This is a genomic window from Kitasatospora sp. NPDC088351 (genome assembly GCF_040685575.1).
Taxonomy (GTDB): domain Bacteria; phylum Actinomycetota; class Actinomycetes; order Streptomycetales; family Streptomycetaceae; genus Kitasatospora.
Genome location: NZ_JBFBIL010000005.1, coordinates 185,301 through 202,727, shown reverse-complemented (window position 1 = coordinate 202,727; position 17,427 = coordinate 185,301). Strand labels below are relative to the sequence as shown.

Genomic DNA, 17,427 nt, shown 5'->3' with positions numbered 1-17,427 from the left:
CCGCACCTCCTTGCGAACCTAGAGGGATGCCCGCAGTGAGTTCTCCCGCAGTCCAGTCCGCCAACGCGCCCATCGTGGGCCTCGGCATCGGCGAGCTGGCCGCCCGTCTGCCCGAGCTGACCCTGCGCGACCAGGTACGGATCGGGCGCCGGCTGGAGGGCGCCCGGCGGGTCCGCAAGCCCGACGCCCAGCAGAAGATCACCTCCGAGATCGCCGCCGACATCGACCGGGCCGAGCTGCTGGTGGAGCAGCGCCGCGCCGCCGTACCGGAGATCACCTACCCGGCGGAGCTGCCGGTCAGCCAGAAGAAGGACGAGATCCTGGCGGCCATCCGCGACCACCAGGTGGTGATCGTGGCGGGCGAGACCGGCTCCGGCAAGACCACCCAGATCCCGAAGATCTGCCTGGAGCTGGGCCGCGGCGTCAAGGGCCTGGTCGGCCACACCCAGCCCCGCCGGATCGCCGCCCGTACCGTGGCCGAGCGCGTCGCCGAGGAGTTGCGCACCCCGCTCGGCGAGGCGGTCGGCTGGAAGGTCCGGTTCACCGACCAGGTGGGCCAGGACACCCTGGTCAAGCTGATGACCGACGGCATCCTGCTCGCGGAGATCCAGACCGACCGCGAGCTGCGCCAGTACGACACCCTGATCATCGACGAGGCGCACGAGCGCAGCCTCAACATCGACTTCATCCTCGGGTACGTCAAGCAGTTGCTCCCCCGCCGCCCGGACCTCAAGGTCGTCATCACCTCGGCGACCATCGACCCCGAGCGCTTCGCCCGCCACTTCGGCGATGCCCCGATCGTCGAGGTGTCCGGCCGCACCTACCCGGTCGAGGTCCGCTACCGCCCGATCGTCGACGAGACGGACGACGCCGACGAGGCCTCCGACGTGGACCGCGACCGCGACCAGATCCAGGCGATCTGCGACGCCGCCGAGGAACTCCAGGCCGAGGGCCCGGGCGACATCCTGGTCTTCCTCTCCGGCGAGCGCGAGATCCGCGACACCGCCGACGCGCTCAACAAACTGAAACTGAAGTTCACCGAGGTCCTCCCGCTCTACGCCCGGCTGAGCTCGGCCGAGCAGCACAAGGTGTTCCAGCGTTCCAGCAGCCGCCGGATCGTGCTCGCCACCAACGTCGCCGAGACCTCCCTCACCGTCCCGGGCATCAAGTACGTGATCGACCCGGGCACCGCCCGCATCTCCCGCTACAGCCACCGCACCAAGGTGCAACGGCTGCCGATCGAGGCGGTCAGCCAGGCCAGCGCCAACCAGCGCAAGGGCCGCTGCGGCCGTACCTCGGACGGCATCTGCATCCGGCTGTACTCGGAGGAGGACTTCCTCGCCCGCCCCGAGTTCACCGACGCCGAGATCCTGCGCACCAACCTGGCCTCGGTCATCCTCCAGATGACCGCCGCCGGCCTCGGCGACATCGCCGCCTTCCCGTTCCTGGACCCGCCGGACTCCCGCAACATCAAGGACGGCGTCAACCTCCTGCACGAGCTCGGCGCCCTCGACCCGGCCGAGCAGGACGTCCGCAAGCGCCTCACCCCGCTGGGCCGCCAGCTGGCCCAGCTCCCGGTGGACCCGCGGATGGCCCGGATGGTGCTGGAGGCCGACAAGAACGGCTGCGTCCGCGACGTCATGGTGATCGCCGCCGCGCTCTCCATCCAGGACCCGCGCGAACGCCCCACCGAGAAGCGCCAGGCCGCCGACGACCGCCACCGCCGCTTCGCCTCGGAGACCTCCGACTTCCTCGCCTATCTCGCCATGTGGCGCTATGTGAGGGAGCAGCAGAAGGAGCTCTCCTCCTCCGCCTTCCGCCGGATGTGCAAGGCGGAGTTCCTGAACTACCTTCGGATACGGGAGTGGCAGGACATCTACTCCCAGCTGCGCACCGTCGCCAGGCAGCTGGGCGTGACGATCGAGGAGCCGCACCCGGACGCCGAGCCGGACGCCGACCGGATCCACCAGTCCCTGCTGGCCGGTCTGCTCTCGCACATCGGCCTGTACGACGTGGAGAAGCGCGAGTACGGCGGCGCGCGCGGCGCCCGGTTCGCCGTCTTCCCCGGCTCCGGCCTGTTCAAGAAGCCCCCGCGCTGGGTGATGTCCGCCGAGCTGGTCGAGACCTCCCGGCTCTGGGCCCGGATCAACGCGAAGATCGAGCCCGAGTGGGTGGAGCCGCTGGCCGGCCACCTGATCAAGCGCAGCTACAGCGAACCGCACTGGGAGAAGAAGGCCGGCGCGGTGCTGGCGTACGAGAAGGTGACCCTCTACGGGATGCCGGTCGTCGCCCAGCGGAAGATCAACTACGGCCGGATCGACCCCGAGCTCTGCCGCGAGCTGTTCATCCGCAACGCGCTGGTCGAGGGCGACTGGGAGACCCACCACAAGTTCTTCGCCGAGAACCGCAAGCTGCTGAGCGAGGTCGAGGAGCTCGAGAACCGGGCCCGCCGCCGGGACATCATGGTCGACGACCAGACCCTGTTCGACTTCTACGACAGCCGGCTGCCGGACGACATCGTCTCCACCCGGCACTTCGACTCCTGGTGGAAGAAGGCCCGGCACGAGCAGCCGGACCTGCTCAACTTCGAGAAGTCGATGCTGATCAACGACTCGGCGGACGGCGTCACCGAGGCGGACTACCCGGACTACTGGCAGCAGGGCAAGCTCCGCTTCAAGCTGACCTACCAGTTCGAGCCGGGCAGCGACGCGGACGGCGTGACCGTCCACATCCCGCTCCCGGTGCTCAACCAGGTCACCGCCGAGGGCTTCGACTGGCAGATCCCTGGCCTGCGCGAGGAGCTGGTCACCGCCTACATCCGGGCGCTGCCCAAGGCGATCCGGCGCAACTTCGTCCCGGCCCCGGACTTCGCGAAGGCCGCGCTGCGCCAGGTGAAGGACCGGCAGGAGCCGCTGCTGCCGACCCTGGAGCACGTCCTCAAGCGGCTGACGGCGGTCACCGTACCGCCCGAGGCCTGGGACGACGAGCGGGTGCCCGACCACCTCAGGGTGACCTTCCGGGTGGTGGACGGCCGCAAGAAGCTCGCCGAGTCCAAGGACCTCGAGGAACTGCGGCTGCTGCTGAAGCCCAAGCTGAAGGAGACGCTCTCCTCGGCCGCCTCCGGCCAGGGCATCGAGCAGAGCGGGCTGACCGCCTGGCCGGCCTCGCTGCCGGTGCTCCAGCGCACCTTCGAGCAGCGCTCGCGCGGCCACTCGCTGCGCGCCTACCCGGCGCTGGTGGACGATCGCGAGGCCGTCGGCATCAAGCTGTTCGACACCCCGCAGGCGCAGGCCCAGGCGATGTGGGAGGGCACCCGGCGGCTGCTGACGCTGACCACCAACTCCCCCGCCAAGTCGATCCAGGGCCGGCTGGGCAACCAGGCGAAGCTGGCGCTCTCCTACAACCCGCACGGCTCGATCCCGGCGCTGTTCGAGGACGTCGTCGCCTGCGCCACCGACCGGCTGATGACCCTGGCCGGAGGCCCGGCCTGGGACGAGGCGGCCTTCGGCAAGCTGCACGACAAGGTGCGGGCCGATCTGTACGACCTCTCGGCGGACACCACGCTGAAGACGGCCACCGCCCTGATCGCCTTCCACAAGGCGTCGACCCGGCTGAAGTCGGTGAGCAGCCCGGTGCTGCTGAACGCCGTGAACGACATCCGGCTGCATCTGGCCTCGCTGGTGTACCCCGGCTTCGTCACGGCCACCGGCTGGCAGCGGCTGCCGGACCTCAAGCGCTATCTGCTGGCGGTGGACCGCCGGCTGGAGGCACTGCCCAACCACCCGCAGCGGGACGCCCAGCAGCTGCTGAAGGTCCAGCAGGTGCAGCAGGCCTACGGGGAGCTGCTGGCGGCCGTCCCGGCCGGGCAGCAGCCGTCCCCGGAGCTGCGGTCGATCCGGTGGATGATCGAGGAGCTGCGGGTCAGTTTCTTCGCCCAGGCGCTCGGCACGCCGACGCCCGTCTCGGAGAAGCGGATCATGAAGGCGATGGAGGCGGCCCGGGCCGCTCTCTGAGCTGGGCGGGGGCCCTCAGGAGCCAGTTCGACCTGGGGGCCCACCATGGGCTACGATCTGTCTTGTTCGCAGCGCAGCAAGCGAGTGAACGAGATCAGAACACTCTGGTCCCGTGGAGCAGTTGGTTAGCTCGCCACCCTGTCAAGGTGGAGGTCGCGGGTTCAAGTCCCGTCGGGATCGCCGTAGCCGAGAGGCCCGGAACCGTATTGGTTCCGGGCCTCTCGCGTTTCACCGCGCAGCGCATTACCTCGCACTAGGTCTAGACCACAAGTGACCGTGCGTGTGATGGTCGTCACTTATCTTTCCCTGAAACCGGGCAGCCGGCACCCCCTCCGCACGGGCACTAATTTAATATATAAAATTGCACATCCATTACCAGTAAATCCCCCCCACCTCATAACCATCAAATCGTTATCCGGAGTTCAACATTCCGACCGGTCGGAGCGGAACCCGCCGGACACATCCGGCCGGGCGTCCGGACCGCCCTCCGGGCATGGCAAAGGGGCCGCTTACCGGACCCGGCGGAGTCCGGTTAGCAGCCCCTTTAAAGAGCCTTTGGCCTATCAGGCTTCGGTGCGCTGAGCCGGAATGCCGGCCAGCAGAGCACGCACCTCCGCCTCGCGATAACGGCGGTGCCCGCCAAGCGTGCGAATGGATGTCAGCTTGCCCGCCTTGGCCCAGCGGGTGACCGTCTTCGGGTCTACGCGGAACATGGTGGCAACCTCTGCCGGCGTCAGCAGCGGCTCAGCATCAGGGGTACGAGCGGTCATGAGCGGCCTCCTCGGGAGAACCGAACCAGGGCGGTTCTATCCTTCAAATTCTGCACCTTGGCCCGCGATGCCCGAAATGGCATAGACGGGCCGAGTCGGTTATAGGACGAACGGCTTGTCCTGGTGTCTACAACTACACCATCCGTCCAGCCCTATCGACCAAACCGCCAAAATTGACCCCTCACGGGTTCAAGGCCGACGGATGGCGATGGACCACCCCATAACGGACGGTCACGCTATCGCGACATCCGGTTACGAGGGGACCAGACCCTCCGTTTCCCCGCAAAGCACGCATCGACTCCAGAACCACCCAAAAGTGGGCACGCTCACGTGAAGTTGGGCTGGTTGTCCCATTTTTGCACATAGGGGTGAGTTCGCGTCAACGGTGAGTAGTGTCACGTTCGATAGCTATTGACCCGAACCAGGACCTTGGTCATAACGCTCAGGCCGTAGGACTCTTACAGTCTTACAAGTACCACCGACACTGGGCCCGGCCAGCGATGACGTCTCCTCAACCGGGCCGGTCCGGACCGGCCCGGACCGCTCAGTTCGCGTACCGCAGCGCCAGCACCCGCCGCCAGCGCGCCGTCAGCTCCTCGTACGCCCGCAGCGCCTCCGTCATGTCCCCCGCCCGCAGCGCGCGCAGCCCGCCCTCCAGCTCCCCCGCCGAACGGTCCGCCAGCAGCCGCTCGGGCCCCAGCAGATGCACCAGCCCCCCGTAGTCCAGCTCCACCAGCGAACGCGGATGGAACTCCTCCAGCCACCGGCCCACCTGTTCCGCCCCCCGCACCAGCTCCCCCTCCGGCACCGCCTCGCGCAGCGCCCGGTACGCCCGGGCCACCCGCCGGCGCGCCTGCGCCATCGGCGTCAGATAGAACAGTGTCGCCGCCCCCTCCTCTTCCTCCCCCTCCACGGCCGGAACGAAGCAGCGGTCCTCCTCCCCGAACGGCAGGAACCACCGCACCGGCACCTCCCACCGGCTGGTCAGGATCCACGGCCGGGCGTCCGGGTGCTCGGCCCGCCAGCGCTCCCGGTCCGCCTCCGCGGCCTCCCGGGTCGCCGGCGGCAGCGCGGTGTCCACCAGCGCCACCGGCGCCCCCGACCGCAGCTCCTCCAGCGCCTGCCAGCTGCGCAGCCTGGTCGCCCACGGGCAGACGTACAGCACCCCGTCCAGGGCCCGGACGAAGGCCCGCTCGCTCTCCCGCTCCGGCAGCGCCCGGGGCGTGCGGCCGACCAGCTCCGCCAGGGCCTCCCGCTGCTCCTCCAGCACCGCTGCCGCCACCGGCCGCTCCGCCGCCGCCGCGTCCGGGCCGTGCTCCGCCGCATAGACCTGCCAGCGTGTGCGGTCGGGCTCCGGGTAGGCGGCCAGCGGCTCGTAGACCCGCAGGTGGGCGGCGTAGGGCGGAAGTACGGAGGTGCGTACGACGGTCACGTTCTGCATCGTCGCACGCGCCACCCTCCGCCCGGGAGGGCGCGGGCCGGGAACCGTTCGCCGCCCCTCTCCCCATGCCCCCGTCTCACTCCTCGGACAACCTGGGCAAGCTCGGACAAGAGGGCGGATCGGCGGCGCCCCCACGACTACGCTTCGCCCTAGGCGCCCGCACCACAGCAGCGGGCCTCGGATACTGGAGTCACCACAGTGACCGACGTACAGACCGCATCCGCCACGTACCCCGCACCCGGCGTGCTCGGCAGGATCTTCCGTACCGAACAGGACGGCGTCCCCGGCGACGGCCACGAGCAGGTCGTTCTCTGCCACGACCGCAGCTCCGGCCTCAAGGCGATCATCGCGATCCACTCCACCGCGCTGGGCCCGGCCCTCGGCGGCACCCGCTTCTTCCCGTACGCCTCCGAGGAGGCGGCACTGGAGGACGCGCTGAACCTCTCGCGCGGCATGTCCTACAAGAACGCGCTCGCCGGGCTCGACCTCGGCGGCGGCAAGGCCGTCATCATCGGCGATCCCGGCAAGGACAAGAACGAGGCGATGCTCCGCGCCTACGGCCGCTTCGTGCAGTCGCTGCGCGGCCGCTACATCACCGCGTGCGACGTGGGCACCTACGTCCAGGACATGGACGTCATCGCGCGCGAGACCGAGTTCGTGACGGGCCGTTCCCCCGAGCACGGCGGCGCCGGCGACTCCTCCATCCTGACCGCCTTCGGCGTCTTCCAGGGCATGCGCGCCACCGCCCAGGCCCGCTGGGGCCAGCCGACGCTGCGCGGCAAGCGGGTCGGCGTCGCGGGCGTCGGCAAGGTCGGCCACTACCTGGTCGGCCACCTGGTCGCGGACGGCGCCACCGTCGTCATCACCGATGTCGCCGAGGCCGCCGTCAACCGCGTCCGCGCCGCCCACCCGGAGGTGGAGGTCGTCGCGGACACCGCCGCCCTGCTCCGGGCCAGGCTGGACGTCTACGCCCCCTGTGCCCTCGGCGGCGCGCTCACCGACGACACCGTGGCCGCCCTCGGCGAGCTCGGCACCGCGGTCGTCTGCGGCGCGGCCAACAACCAGCTGGCCCACCCCGGCGTCGAGAAGGACCTCGCCGACCGCGGCATCCTCTACGCCCCGGACTACCTGGTGAACTCCGGCGGCGTGATCCAGGTCGCCGACGAGATCGACGGCTTCAACTTCGAGCGGGCCAAGAACAAGGCCACCAAGATCTTCGACACCACTCTGGAGATCTTCACCCGGGCCACCGCCGACGGCGTCCCGCCGGCCGTCGCCGCCGACCGCCTGGCGGAGAAGCGGATGCGGGAGATCAGCGCGCTGCGCTCGGTCCTGCTGCCGGCTTCCCGCCGGGGCTGACGCCCGCTCACGTGACCCCGGTGCGCGGGGGACGGTCCCTTCCGTCCCCCGCGCATCACAATGTGGAACCGGATTCTCACTTCTGCGCCCGATCGGGTGATCCAACGCCCCCCTTGGGGGGATAATCGATCCGGGAACGACGGACCTGAGATACCTACGGACAGCGCGCAAAACGCCGCAATACCTCCCCTGACCTGGGACGACCTGGTCGCGGGTGCGGCAGGTGCGCGCCACGTCACACTGACGACGTACCGTCCAGCGGCAGAAACAGGTACCGTTAATGCTCCAAGGGACGGTTCTCCCCATTCGGGCAGGCCGCTCCTGATCATGAACACGTGTCAGACTCGGGGCCGTGAGCCCCATCGTTGAGGGGGTCGACCCATGGGGCGCGGCCGGGCCAAGGCCAAGCAGACGAAGGTCGCCCGCGAGCTGAAGTACAACAGCGGCGGGTTTGACGCCAATCGTCTGTCCAACGAGCTGGGCGTATCGCCCTCTACCGCTTCGATCGAGCCAGAGCCGATCGAAGAAGAAGAGGACGACGACCCCTACGCGGAATACGCGGCTCGCTACGCCGACGACGACGAGGACGACGACACCGAGTCGGGTACCGGGCCATCCCAGGCCCGCCGCCGCGCGTAGTCACAGTCTGGCCTGACCGGCCCTGGCGCTCAGAGCGCCGGGCCGGTTTTCGGCGTCCCCGCGGCCGTTCGGCGGGTTGTTCCGTGACCGTTCCGCCGCACCGGGCTTCCCGGGCTCGCGGGTCCGACGCCGGACCGGCGGTCCGCCCCCGACGGGAAGAGCCCCTCCGGTACCGGAGGGGCTCTTCGGGTATCCGGCGGCCTGCTCAGCCCGCCGTGAAGCCCTCGTACGCGTTGTAGAGCGCCGCGCCGCCCTCGTGCCCGTCCGCGCGCTCGACGATGTCACCGAGCAGCCAGGACTCGACGCCGCGGTCCTCCAGGACCGACAGCACGACGTCCACCGAGTGCGGCGGGACGACCGCGACCATGCCGACGCCCATGTTGAGCGTCTTCTCGATCTCCAGGGTGGCCACCTTGCCGACCTGGGCGACGGTCTGGAACACCGGCAGCGGGGTCCAGGTGCCGCGGTCCAGGCGGGCGTGCAGGCCCTCCGGGATGACCCGGGCCAGGTTGGCCGCCAGGCCGCCGCCGGTGACGTGCGAGAAGGCGTGGATCTCGGTGGCGCGGGTGAGCGCCAGGCAGTCCAGCGAGTAGATCCGGGTCGGCTCCAGCAGCTCCTCGCCGAGGGTGCGGCCGAACTCCTCGACCTTGCGGTCCAGCTTCCAGCCGGCCTCGTTCAGCAGCACGTGGCGGACCAGCGAGTAGCCGTTGGAGTGCAGGCCGGAGGCGGCCATCGCGATCACCACGTCGCCGGCCCGGACCCGGTCCGCGCCCAGCAGCGCGTCCGCCTCGACCACGCCGGTGCCCGCGCCCGCGACGTCGTACTCGTCCGGGCCGAGCAGACCCGGGTGCTCGGCGGTCTCCCCGCCGACCAGGGCGCAGCCGGCCAGCGCACAGCCCTCGGCGATGCCCTTGACGATCGCGGCGACCCGCTCGGGCACGACCTTGCCGACGCAGATGTAGTCGGTCATGAACAGCGGCTCGGCACCGCACACCACCAGGTCGTCGACGACCATGCCGACCAGGTCGTGGCCGATGGTGTCGTGCTTGTCCATGGCGGCGGCGATGGCGACCTTGGTCCCCACACCGTCGGTGGCCGAGGCCAGCAGCGGCCGCTCGTAGCGCTTGAAGGCGGACGCGTCGAAGAGCCCGGCGAAGCCGCCGAGGCCGCCGACCACCTCGGGGCGGCTCGCCTTCTTCACCCACTGCTTCATGAGCTCGACGGCGCGGTCGCCCGCCTCGATGTCGACGCCGGCGGCGGCGTAGGTGGCGCCGTTCTGGTTCGTGGTCACTGCGGTGCGGCCCTTTCGGGTCAGTGGGGGGATGGAACAGCGGTGGGGCCCCGGTTCCGGGACCCCACCAGGGCTTGCTAGGGGCGGCGCAGGGCGTCGGCCGCGCCCGCTCCGCCGAGCAGGGACTGGACACCGTCCAGATCGCTGCCGGTCGGCTTGCCGCGGACCGCCGGCGGCTGCTGGCCGCCCTTGATCTCGGCCTCCAGCAGGAGTTTCCCGAGCAGCGCCGGGTCGGGCAGCTCCATCGGGTACTCGCCGTCGAAGCAGGCCCGGCAGAGCCGGTCCTTCGGCTGCTTGGTGGCTTCGATCATGCCGTCGATCGAGATGTAGGCGAGCGAGTCGGCGCCGAGCGTGCGGCCGATCTCCTCGACGGTCATCCCGTTGGCGATCAGCTCCGCGCGGGTGGCGAAGTCGATGCCGAAGAAGCACGGCCACTTCACCGGCGGCGAGGAGATCCGGATGTGCACCTCGGCCGCGCCGGCCTCGCGCAGCATCCGGACCAGCGCGCGCTGGGTGTTGCCGCGCACGATCGAGTCGTCGACCACGACCAGGCGCTTGCCCGCGATGACTTCCTTCAGCGGGTTGAGCTTGAGGCGGATGCCGAGCTGGCGGATGGTCTGGCTGGGCTGGATGAAGGTACGGCCCACATAGGCGTTCTTCACCAGGCCGGAGCCGTACGGGATGCCGCTGGCCTCGGCGTAGCCGATGGCGGCCGGAGTACCGGACTCCGGGGTCGCTATCACCAGGTCGGCCTCGACGGGCGCCTCGGCGGCCAGCTTGCGGCCCATCTCCACGCGGGAGAGGTGCACGTTGCGGCCGGCGATGGAGGTGTCGGGGCGGGCCAGGTAGACGTACTCGAAGACGCAGCCCTTGGGCTTGGCCTCGGCGAAGCGGGAGGTCCGCATGCCGTTCTCGTCGATGGCGATCAGCTCGCCGGGCTCGACCTCGCGGATGAAGGAGGCGCCGCAGATGTCGAGCGCCGCCGTCTCGGAGGCGACCACCCAGCCGCGCTCCAGCCGGCCGAGGACCAGCGGGCGGATGCCCTGCGGGTCGCGGGCGGCGTAGAGCGTGTGCTCGTCCATGAAGACGAGCGAGAACGCGCCCTTGACCTTGGGCAGGACGAGCTTGGCCGTCTCCTCTATGGAGAGGTCCGGGTGGCCGGCGAGCAGCGCGGTCACCAGGTCGGTGTCGTTGGTCGCGGCGGCCCGGCCCGAGCGGGAGACGTGCTCCTCACCGGGCAGTTCGGCGACCATGGCCGCCAGTTCGGCGGTGTTCACCAGGTTTCCGTTGTGCCCGAGGGCCAGCGAACCGTGAACGGTCGCCCGGAAGGTCGGCTGGGCGTTCTCCCAGACCGAGGAACCGGTGGTCGAGTAGCGGGCGTGTCCGACGGCGATATGCCCGTGCAACGACCCCAGGGAGGCCTCGTCGAAGACCTGGGAAACGAGCCCCATGTCCTTGAAGACGAGAATCTGGGAGCCGTTGCTCACTGCGATGCCCGCGGATTCCTGACCGCGGTGCTGCAGGGCGTAAAGGCCGAAGAACGTGAGCTTGGCGACCTCCTCGCCGGGAGCCCAGACACCGAAGACGCCGCAAGCGTCCTGGGGGCCTTTCTCACCGGGAAGAAGATCGTGGTTGAGTCTTCCGTCACCACGTGGCACGCCTTCGAGTCTAGGGCAGTTGGCGCGGGCTTCCGGAACCAGGGAGGCGCGGATTGTTGGCCGAACGTTCAGTAACGCGCGTAGACGAAACCCCTTACCCAACGCGTAATTGAGGGTCCGGGAATTCGCCGAGGGGCCGCTTGGCCTTGCGGTTCGCGCCCGTTGGGGCATTCCGTGCACGGACCGCCCGGTGGCGGGCGGCGGCGAACGTGAGCCTGCTCACCCGGGACGCCGGGGCACCCGGTGCGCACCGCTCGCGGGGGGCGCCGGGCTCACGGCCCCCGGCGCCCGCACCGCTCACGGGTGCCCGCCCCGCTCACACGGCCGGCAGCAGCAGGCCCCAGGCGCCCGGGTGGACCGTCCAGGTGCGGGTCCGGACCGGGCCGACCGGGTGGCCGTCCGCCTCGTAGCCGAAGCCCCGTCCGGCCACCGAGACGGTCGCCGCCCGGGTGCGCACCAGTGCGCCCGGCGCACGGACCACGACCTCCATCACGCCCGCGCCGGCCGCCTCGCCGCCCGGCAGGGTCACCTGGACCAGCCGGACCGGCCGGTGGACGTCCGCGAGCAGCCGTCCGTCCGCCTCGACCCGGATCCGGGAGCCGTGGTCGTTCTTGCCGTTCTCGGAGGTGAGTGGACTCGCCTGCTCGGCCGCAGCCAGTTTCGCCCATAGCGAACGCCAACCACCCGTACGGCCGACCATTCGACGCACCCCGCTCCCGGAGATCCGGACCCCGCCGAGCGCGACCCCGCCACCGTCGTCCACCAGCAGGTCAAGCTTGCGCGGCGCGCCCGAGAGCACCGCCCGCGCGGCCGGGACCGGCGCACCCGGCACGCCGAGCGCGCGGGCCGCCGTCAGCTCGTTCGCCCGCCCGACCGGGACCATGCCCACCGGGTCCGTCCCCAGCTCACGCTGGCGGTAGAGGGCCTGGAGCACCCGTTGCAGCGCAAGGTCGGATCCGATCACCACTGGTCGGCGGCGACCCCGGTGCGAAAGCACCCGGTCGAGCTCGGACGGGCTCTCCGGATAGGCCACCTTGACGTCCGCACCTCCGCAGAGGACGTCCTTCGCGATCCGCACCGACTCGCCGTCGGACTGCCGGGCCGCCGGGTCGAGGAGCAGCAGGAGCGGCTCGGGGCCGCCGGTTGCAGGCGTGGACAGGGACGACACGACCGGTCCTTCCTCAGGTAATCTCTCGGTGCAAGAGCCCCTTGCGCTATTGCGCCAGGGGCTTCGTCTATCTCGGGGCAGACTGCGGCCTACGCAGGATGCCCCAACCGGAAGGGGTGTACGCCTGTGCCGGCACTCGTGCTCGTTGGCGCTCAGTGGGGAGACGAGGGCAAGGGGAAGGCGACCGACCTCCTCGGTGGCTCCGTCGACTACGTCGTTCGCTACCAGGGCGGCAACAACGCCGGTCACACGGTGGTCATCGGCGATCAGAAGTATGCCCTGCACCTCCTGCCTTCCGGCATCCTCAGCCCGAATGTGACGCCGGTGATCGGTAACGGCGTCGTCATCGACCCGGGCGTGCTGCTCTCCGAACTCAAGGGTCTCGACGAGCGCGGCATCGACACCTCCAAGCTGCTGATCTCGGGCAACGCCCACCTGATCACGCCGTACCACCGCACCCTGGACAAGGTCACCGAGCGCTTCCTCGGCAAGCGCCGGATCGGCACCACCGGCCGCGGCATCGGCCCGTCCTACGCGGACAAGATCAACCGCGTCGGCATCCGGGTCCAGGACCTCTTCGACGAGTCGATCCTGCAGCAGAAGATCGAAGCCGCGCTGCACGACAAGAACCAGCTGCTGGTCAAGCTCTACAACCGCCGCGCCATCCCGGCCGAGCTGGTGCTGGAGGAGTACCTCGGCTACGCGGACAAGATCAAGCCGTTCCTCGCCGACACCACCCTGGTCCTGGACGAGGCGCTGAAGGCGAACAAGGTCGTCCTGCTGGAGGGCGGCCAGGGCACCCTGCTGGACGTCGACCACGGCACGTACCCCTTCGTCACCTCGTCGAACCCGACCGCGGGCGGCGCCTGCACCGGCGCCGGCATCGGCCCGACCAAGATCGACCGGGTCATCGGCATCCTGAAGGCGTACACCACCCGCGTCGGCTCGGGCCCGTTCCCGACCGAGCTGCTGGACGCCGACGGCGAGGCGCTGCGCCGGATCGGCGGCGAGCGCGGTGTGACCACCGGCCGTGACCGCCGCTGCGGCTGGTTCGACGCGGTCATCGCGCGCTACGCGACCCGGGTCAACGGCCTGACCGACTTCTTCCTCACCAAGCTCGACGTGCTGACCGGCTGGGAGCAGATCCCGGTCTGCGTCGCGTACGAGATCGACGGCCGCCGCGTCGAGGAGCTCCCATACAACCAGTCGGACTTCCACCACGCCAAGCCGATCTACGAGACGCTGCCGGGCTGGACCGAGGACATCAGCAAGGCGAAGACCTTCGCCGACCTGCCGAAGAACGCCCAGGCGTACGTGAAGGCGCTGGAGGAGATGTCCGGCGCTCCGATCTCGGCCATCGGCGTCGGCCCGGGCCGGACCGAGACGATCGAGATCAACTCGTTCATCTAGGCCTGCCTTCGGTCGTGTGAAGGGCCCTGCGGGATGCGTCCCGCAGGGCCCTTCCGCATCCCCTCTCGCCTGTTGCGCAATTTTGCACTAGTCCAATATCCCATTGCATCTAGTGCAGAGTGGCGCTACCTTGCGGCCATGACCGCGAAGCTGCCCGCGCCCGTCACCCTGACCGGCCGCCATGTCCGTCTGGAGCCCCTGGGGCGCCACCACCTGCCCGAGCTGTTCGCCGGCGTGGGCGCGGACCCGGAGGTCTGGCGGTGGATCCCGTTCAGCGCCCCGACGACGGAGGAGGAGCTGGGCGCGATCCTCGACATCCGGCTCGCCGAGGTGGCCGCCGGGCGGGCAGTGAAGTTCGCCGTCATCGACCTCCCGTCCGGCCGCGCCGTCGGCATCACCGGGTACTACGCCTTCAGCGCCGTCGACGAGCTGGTCGAGATCGGCGGCACCTGGCACGCCCGGTCGGTCTGGCGGACGGCGGTGAACACGGAGTCCAAGGTAGTCCTTCCTTAGAGACGCACCTATATGGTGCGATCATCAGAGGGGGTCGCATGGGGCTGGACACGTTCACTGGCTCACCTGGGCAGCGGGTGACCTACGAAGGGATGCAGGCGGGCATCTACGCCCGCAAGTCCAACTACGCGGGCAAGAAGAAGTCGAAGCACCGGTCGGTCGCCGAGCAACTCGACGCGTCGCACGCGGACGCTGCTCGCCTGGGGGTCACGGTCGGCCCGGGGTGCGAGTACGTCGACGACGGGATTTCGGCGTCGCGGTACAGCCGCGGCGAACGGGACGAGTTCGAGCGCCTGCTCGACGACATCGAGCACCGCCGGCTCGACATGGTGATCAGTTGGGCGTCCACCCGGCTGCAGCGTGACTTGGCGGTCTACGTCCGCCTTCGCGATGCTTGCGCTGCCGCTGGTGTGCTCCTGGTCTACGGCGGCCGCGTCTACGACATGGCCTCGAAAGACGACCGCTTCAGGACCGGCCTTGACGCCCTTGTCGGTGAGCGCGAGGTCGATGAGCTCCGAGACAACGTCAAGCGATCGCTTCGCGCGAATGCCGCAGCAGGTCGGCCGCACGGTCCGACTGCCTACGGGTACCGGCGCGTCTACGACGAGCGGTCGGGCGCGTTCATTGAAATCTTGGCGCATGAGGAGGAGGGCCCGGTCGTAGGGTTCATCTGCACCCACTACGGCGACGGCGACGGGCCGGCCAAGATCAAGCGAGCGTTGGCAGCCAAGAAGATTCCGCCACCGGCCGACCGGTGGACCGCGAAGCAAGTCGAGAAAGTCGCCTTGGGGCCGGCCGGGGATCACCCCATGCATGCCGAGATCCAGTCCGAGGCCATCGCCCGTCTACTCAGGGACGAGGAGCCGGCAGCGGACATCGCCGCCGACTTCAACGAACGCGATCTGCCGACCGTAGCCGCAGAGTGGAACACGTGGACGATCAAGAAGATCGCGAATGACCCCCGCTATCTGGGGACTCGGGTCAGTCACGGTGTTGCGACCAAAGAGAACGCGTGGCCTGCGCTTACCACTCCGGCAACGCATGCGCGCTGCTTGGCGATCACTGCGAAGCGCGCTTCGCAGCGCGAGGCCTCACGGCCCACCGCGGCAGTGCACTGGCTCTCGGGCATCGGGCGCTGCGACAAGTGCAGCTTCATCTTCTACACCAGCGGGCGAAGGCATCGAACGATCGACCCGAAGACCGGCGAAGGCAAGAGGACCATTCAGTACAAGTGCAAGACTCCAGCAGTCGGCGAGATCAAGGGATTTCACTTTTCGCTCGACGTGGACCTCGTCGACAAGCACGTCGAGGGACAGCTGTTTGACTGGCTGTCAGAACCGAAGTGGTTTGCTGCGTACCTTGCAGCCGACGAGCAGCGGGCGAAGAAGCACGCCGACAAGCAGGGCGAACTCGTCATCCTGCGAGCGCGCCTCGATGCGTTCTACAAGTCGGCCGCATCTGGCGAGACTTCGCCGGCGGCCTTGGCGTCCATCGAGCGAGAGCTCGACCCCAAGATCAAGGAACTCGAAAGGGAGCTGACGAGCCTTCAGGTTCCGTCGGTGGTCAAGGATCTAGCGGTCGGGAGCCGAGAGGACGTCGCAAAGGCCTGGAAGCAGCTGGACTTGGAGCAGCGGCGCCTTATCGCCAGCACCCTGCTTGACGTTCGCTTGAAGAGTCCGGGGCAGGGCGTTCGACCTATCGAGGAGACCATCGCGCGGTACGTGATCGTCACCCCCAGGGGGGTGACGATGGCCGCGTAGGGTCAGCAAGCTGAACGGGCCGCACAGCGCTTGCTGTGCGGCCCGCTCATGTTCGGGGGGGCCTGATCAACAGCCCTCGTCCTCGTTCGGACCCTCGGCAAGGCCATTGAGAACAGCCTCAATGGCTGCGGCGCCGGTAGGGGTGATGTGTCGGTCGTCGACGGCCAGTTCGAGCATCTCGGAGGTTGCGCGAGCGACGGCCGGGGCGCCGGGGTCGAGTCGAGTACGGGTCACTTTGATCATGGAGTGCTCCCCCTTGTGGACATGCGCGGCGCCCGATTCGAACTGACGCACGAATCGAGCGTGCACACATTACCGGCACGTTCCCGGCCCAGTCGAGCACGTTCCGTGACGGCGCTTATGGTTCAGCACGCTCCGGAGCGGCCGCCCAGTTCCTTAGGAGAGCCTCGACCTGCGGCATGTCCGCCCGCCGGAGACCCGGGACGTGCGCGACCACGACAGCCGCATCTGCACTGCTCACGTCAAATGGATCGTCGGCAATCAGGCCGATGTACTGCTCGGCGGCGGCCGCCTGCACTTCCCTCACGGGCCTACCTAGTGCGGCGGCGATCGCTCTCATCATCCATGGGGCAATCTTGACCATGTCACCCTGAGCAATCTTCCACAGGACGTTATGGGTCAAGCTCTGGCCGGTCCGAGGGTCAGTCGCCCGCTCCGCGAGCTTCCGCCACGTCATCCCCTCCGGCGCCTGGGCCTCGCGCACCATGTCGGCGAACGGCGTCGATTCCCACGTCACTTCTCATCTCCGTTCGTGTCTCGGTACGAGAACACCCCCATTGAAGCGCACATGCGGATGATTTACCCAACCTTGGAACTTCGTTGACGTGCAGATTCAGCCGACCTACGGTCGTACGTGTCTCAGAACGAAGACAGCATGGTTGGCGCATCTAGTGCAGCCTTCAGCCTCTCCTGTCTTCGTTCTACAACAACGTAGAGATGAGGGGGGAACTGATGTCCGACCGTGACCACACCGCCCCACTGATCCGGGCGCAGAGGTGGCCTGATCCGACCACCGAACAGCTCTCGATCGTCGCTCGCATCCTCGGCCCACACGTCTTGAGGGCACGCGCTGAACGGCTCGCAGCCGAACAGGCCTCGCCGCGGAGCACCGCTGACCAGGTGGCGGCATGAGTGCCCCGCCGGCCGCAACGGGCGCGGTCGAGTTCCTCGGGCCACCGCCGCCGTCAACGTCGAAGCACGGCAAAATTGCGGCGGCGCTTCGTGCGCGGCCCGGCGAGTGGGCGGTCGTCCAGCGGTCCGCAACCATTGGCCGTGCTGCCTCGGCAGCGCAAGCGATCCGGTCGGCGAAGCTCACCGCCTATGGGCCGCCTGGCTCCTTTCAGGCCGTGGCCCGGACCGTGGACGGCGAGCACCGGGTGTACGC

The 17,427-nt window shown here is 69.1% G+C and carries 13 protein-coding genes and 1 tRNA gene; 7 read left to right on the top strand and 7 right to left on the bottom strand.

Going from position 1 to position 17,427, the window contains the following annotated elements; all coding sequences use genetic code 11:
• Positions 1-74 precede the first annotated feature (74 nt).
• Both hrpA and AB0P06_RS06140 read left to right on the top strand, forming a co-directional pair.
• On the top strand, positions 75-4,013 hold the full coding sequence (hrpA, locus tag AB0P06_RS06145; RefSeq protein WP_363605493.1) for an ATP-dependent RNA helicase HrpA: 3,939 nt from the start codon (positions 75-77) through the stop codon (positions 4,011-4,013).
• A gap of 106 nt (positions 4,014-4,119) precedes the next feature.
• Positions 4,120-4,193: transfer RNA gene (locus tag AB0P06_RS06140), tRNA-Asp, on the top strand.
• Positions 4,194-4,576: 383 nt separating this feature from the next.
• Here AB0P06_RS06140 and bldC read toward each other — a convergent pair.
• Positions 4,577-4,783: a developmental transcriptional regulator BldC gene (bldC, locus tag AB0P06_RS06135; protein ID WP_014137253.1), complete on the bottom strand. Its 207-nt coding sequence runs from the start codon at positions 4,781-4,783 to the stop codon at positions 4,577-4,579.
• Between the two features lie 544 nt (positions 4,784-5,327).
• A complete protein-coding gene (locus AB0P06_RS06130; RefSeq protein WP_363605444.1) occupies positions 5,328-6,224 on the bottom strand; it encodes a hypothetical protein in 897 nt (298 codons plus the stop codon).
• A gap of 243 nt (positions 6,225-6,467) precedes the next feature.
• Here AB0P06_RS06130 and AB0P06_RS06125 point away from each other — a divergent pair, with 243 nt between their 5' ends.
• Positions 6,468-7,583, top strand: coding sequence for a Glu/Leu/Phe/Val dehydrogenase dimerization domain-containing protein (locus AB0P06_RS06125; RefSeq protein WP_363605492.1), 1,116 nt, complete (start codon positions 6,468-6,470; stop codon positions 7,581-7,583).
• 381 nt (positions 7,584-7,964) lie between these two features.
• Positions 7,965-8,222, top strand: coding sequence for a DUF3073 domain-containing protein (locus tag AB0P06_RS06120; protein WP_363605442.1), 258 nt, complete (start codon positions 7,965-7,967; stop codon positions 8,220-8,222).
• Positions 8,223-8,427: 205 nt separating this feature from the next.
• Here AB0P06_RS06120 and purM read toward each other — a convergent pair whose 3' ends face one another.
• The 3 genes from purM to AB0P06_RS06105 all read right to left on the bottom strand — a co-directional run bounded on the left by purM (position 8,428) and on the right by AB0P06_RS06105 (position 12,339).
• Positions 8,428-9,513 carry a phosphoribosylformylglycinamidine cyclo-ligase gene (gene purM, locus AB0P06_RS06115; RefSeq protein ID WP_363605440.1) on the bottom strand — a complete coding sequence of 362 codons (1,086 nt, stop codon included), beginning with the start codon at positions 9,511-9,513 and terminating at the stop codon, positions 8,428-8,430.
• A gap of 77 nt (positions 9,514-9,590) precedes the next feature.
• Entirely contained in the window at positions 9,591-11,171 is a 1,581-nt protein-coding gene (purF, locus tag AB0P06_RS06110) for an amidophosphoribosyltransferase (RefSeq protein ID WP_363605438.1), read from the bottom strand.
• Between the two features lie 316 nt (positions 11,172-11,487).
• A complete protein-coding gene (locus AB0P06_RS06105) occupies positions 11,488-12,339 on the bottom strand; it encodes a diacylglycerol kinase family protein (RefSeq protein ID WP_363605436.1) in 852 nt (283 codons plus the stop codon).
• A 126-nt stretch (positions 12,340-12,465) separates the two neighbouring features.
• Here AB0P06_RS06105 and AB0P06_RS06100 point away from each other — a divergent pair, with 126 nt between their 5' ends.
• From AB0P06_RS06100 to AB0P06_RS06090, 3 genes are all read left to right on the top strand, one after another.
• Positions 12,466-13,749, top strand: coding sequence for an adenylosuccinate synthase (locus AB0P06_RS06100; RefSeq protein ID WP_363605435.1), 1,284 nt, complete (start codon positions 12,466-12,468; stop codon positions 13,747-13,749).
• A 138-nt stretch (positions 13,750-13,887) separates the two neighbouring features.
• On the top strand, positions 13,888-14,262 hold the full coding sequence (locus AB0P06_RS06095; RefSeq protein ID WP_363605433.1) for a GNAT family N-acetyltransferase: 375 nt from the start codon (positions 13,888-13,890) through the stop codon (positions 14,260-14,262).
• Between the two features lie 38 nt (positions 14,263-14,300).
• A complete protein-coding gene (locus AB0P06_RS06090; RefSeq protein ID WP_363605431.1) occupies positions 14,301-16,022 on the top strand; it encodes a recombinase family protein in 1,722 nt (573 codons plus the stop codon).
• A 66-nt stretch (positions 16,023-16,088) separates the two neighbouring features.
• Here AB0P06_RS06090 and AB0P06_RS06085 read toward each other — a convergent pair whose 3' ends face one another.
• Positions 16,089-16,316 (bottom strand): hypothetical protein, encoded by a 228-nt coding sequence (locus AB0P06_RS06085; RefSeq protein ID WP_363605430.1) that lies wholly within the window; start codon positions 16,314-16,316, stop codon positions 16,089-16,091.
• Positions 16,317-16,380: 64 nt separating this feature from the next.
• On the bottom strand, positions 16,381-16,779 hold the full coding sequence (locus tag AB0P06_RS06080; RefSeq protein ID WP_363605428.1) for a hypothetical protein: 399 nt from the start codon (positions 16,777-16,779) through the stop codon (positions 16,381-16,383).
• Positions 16,780-17,427 lie beyond the last annotated feature (648 nt).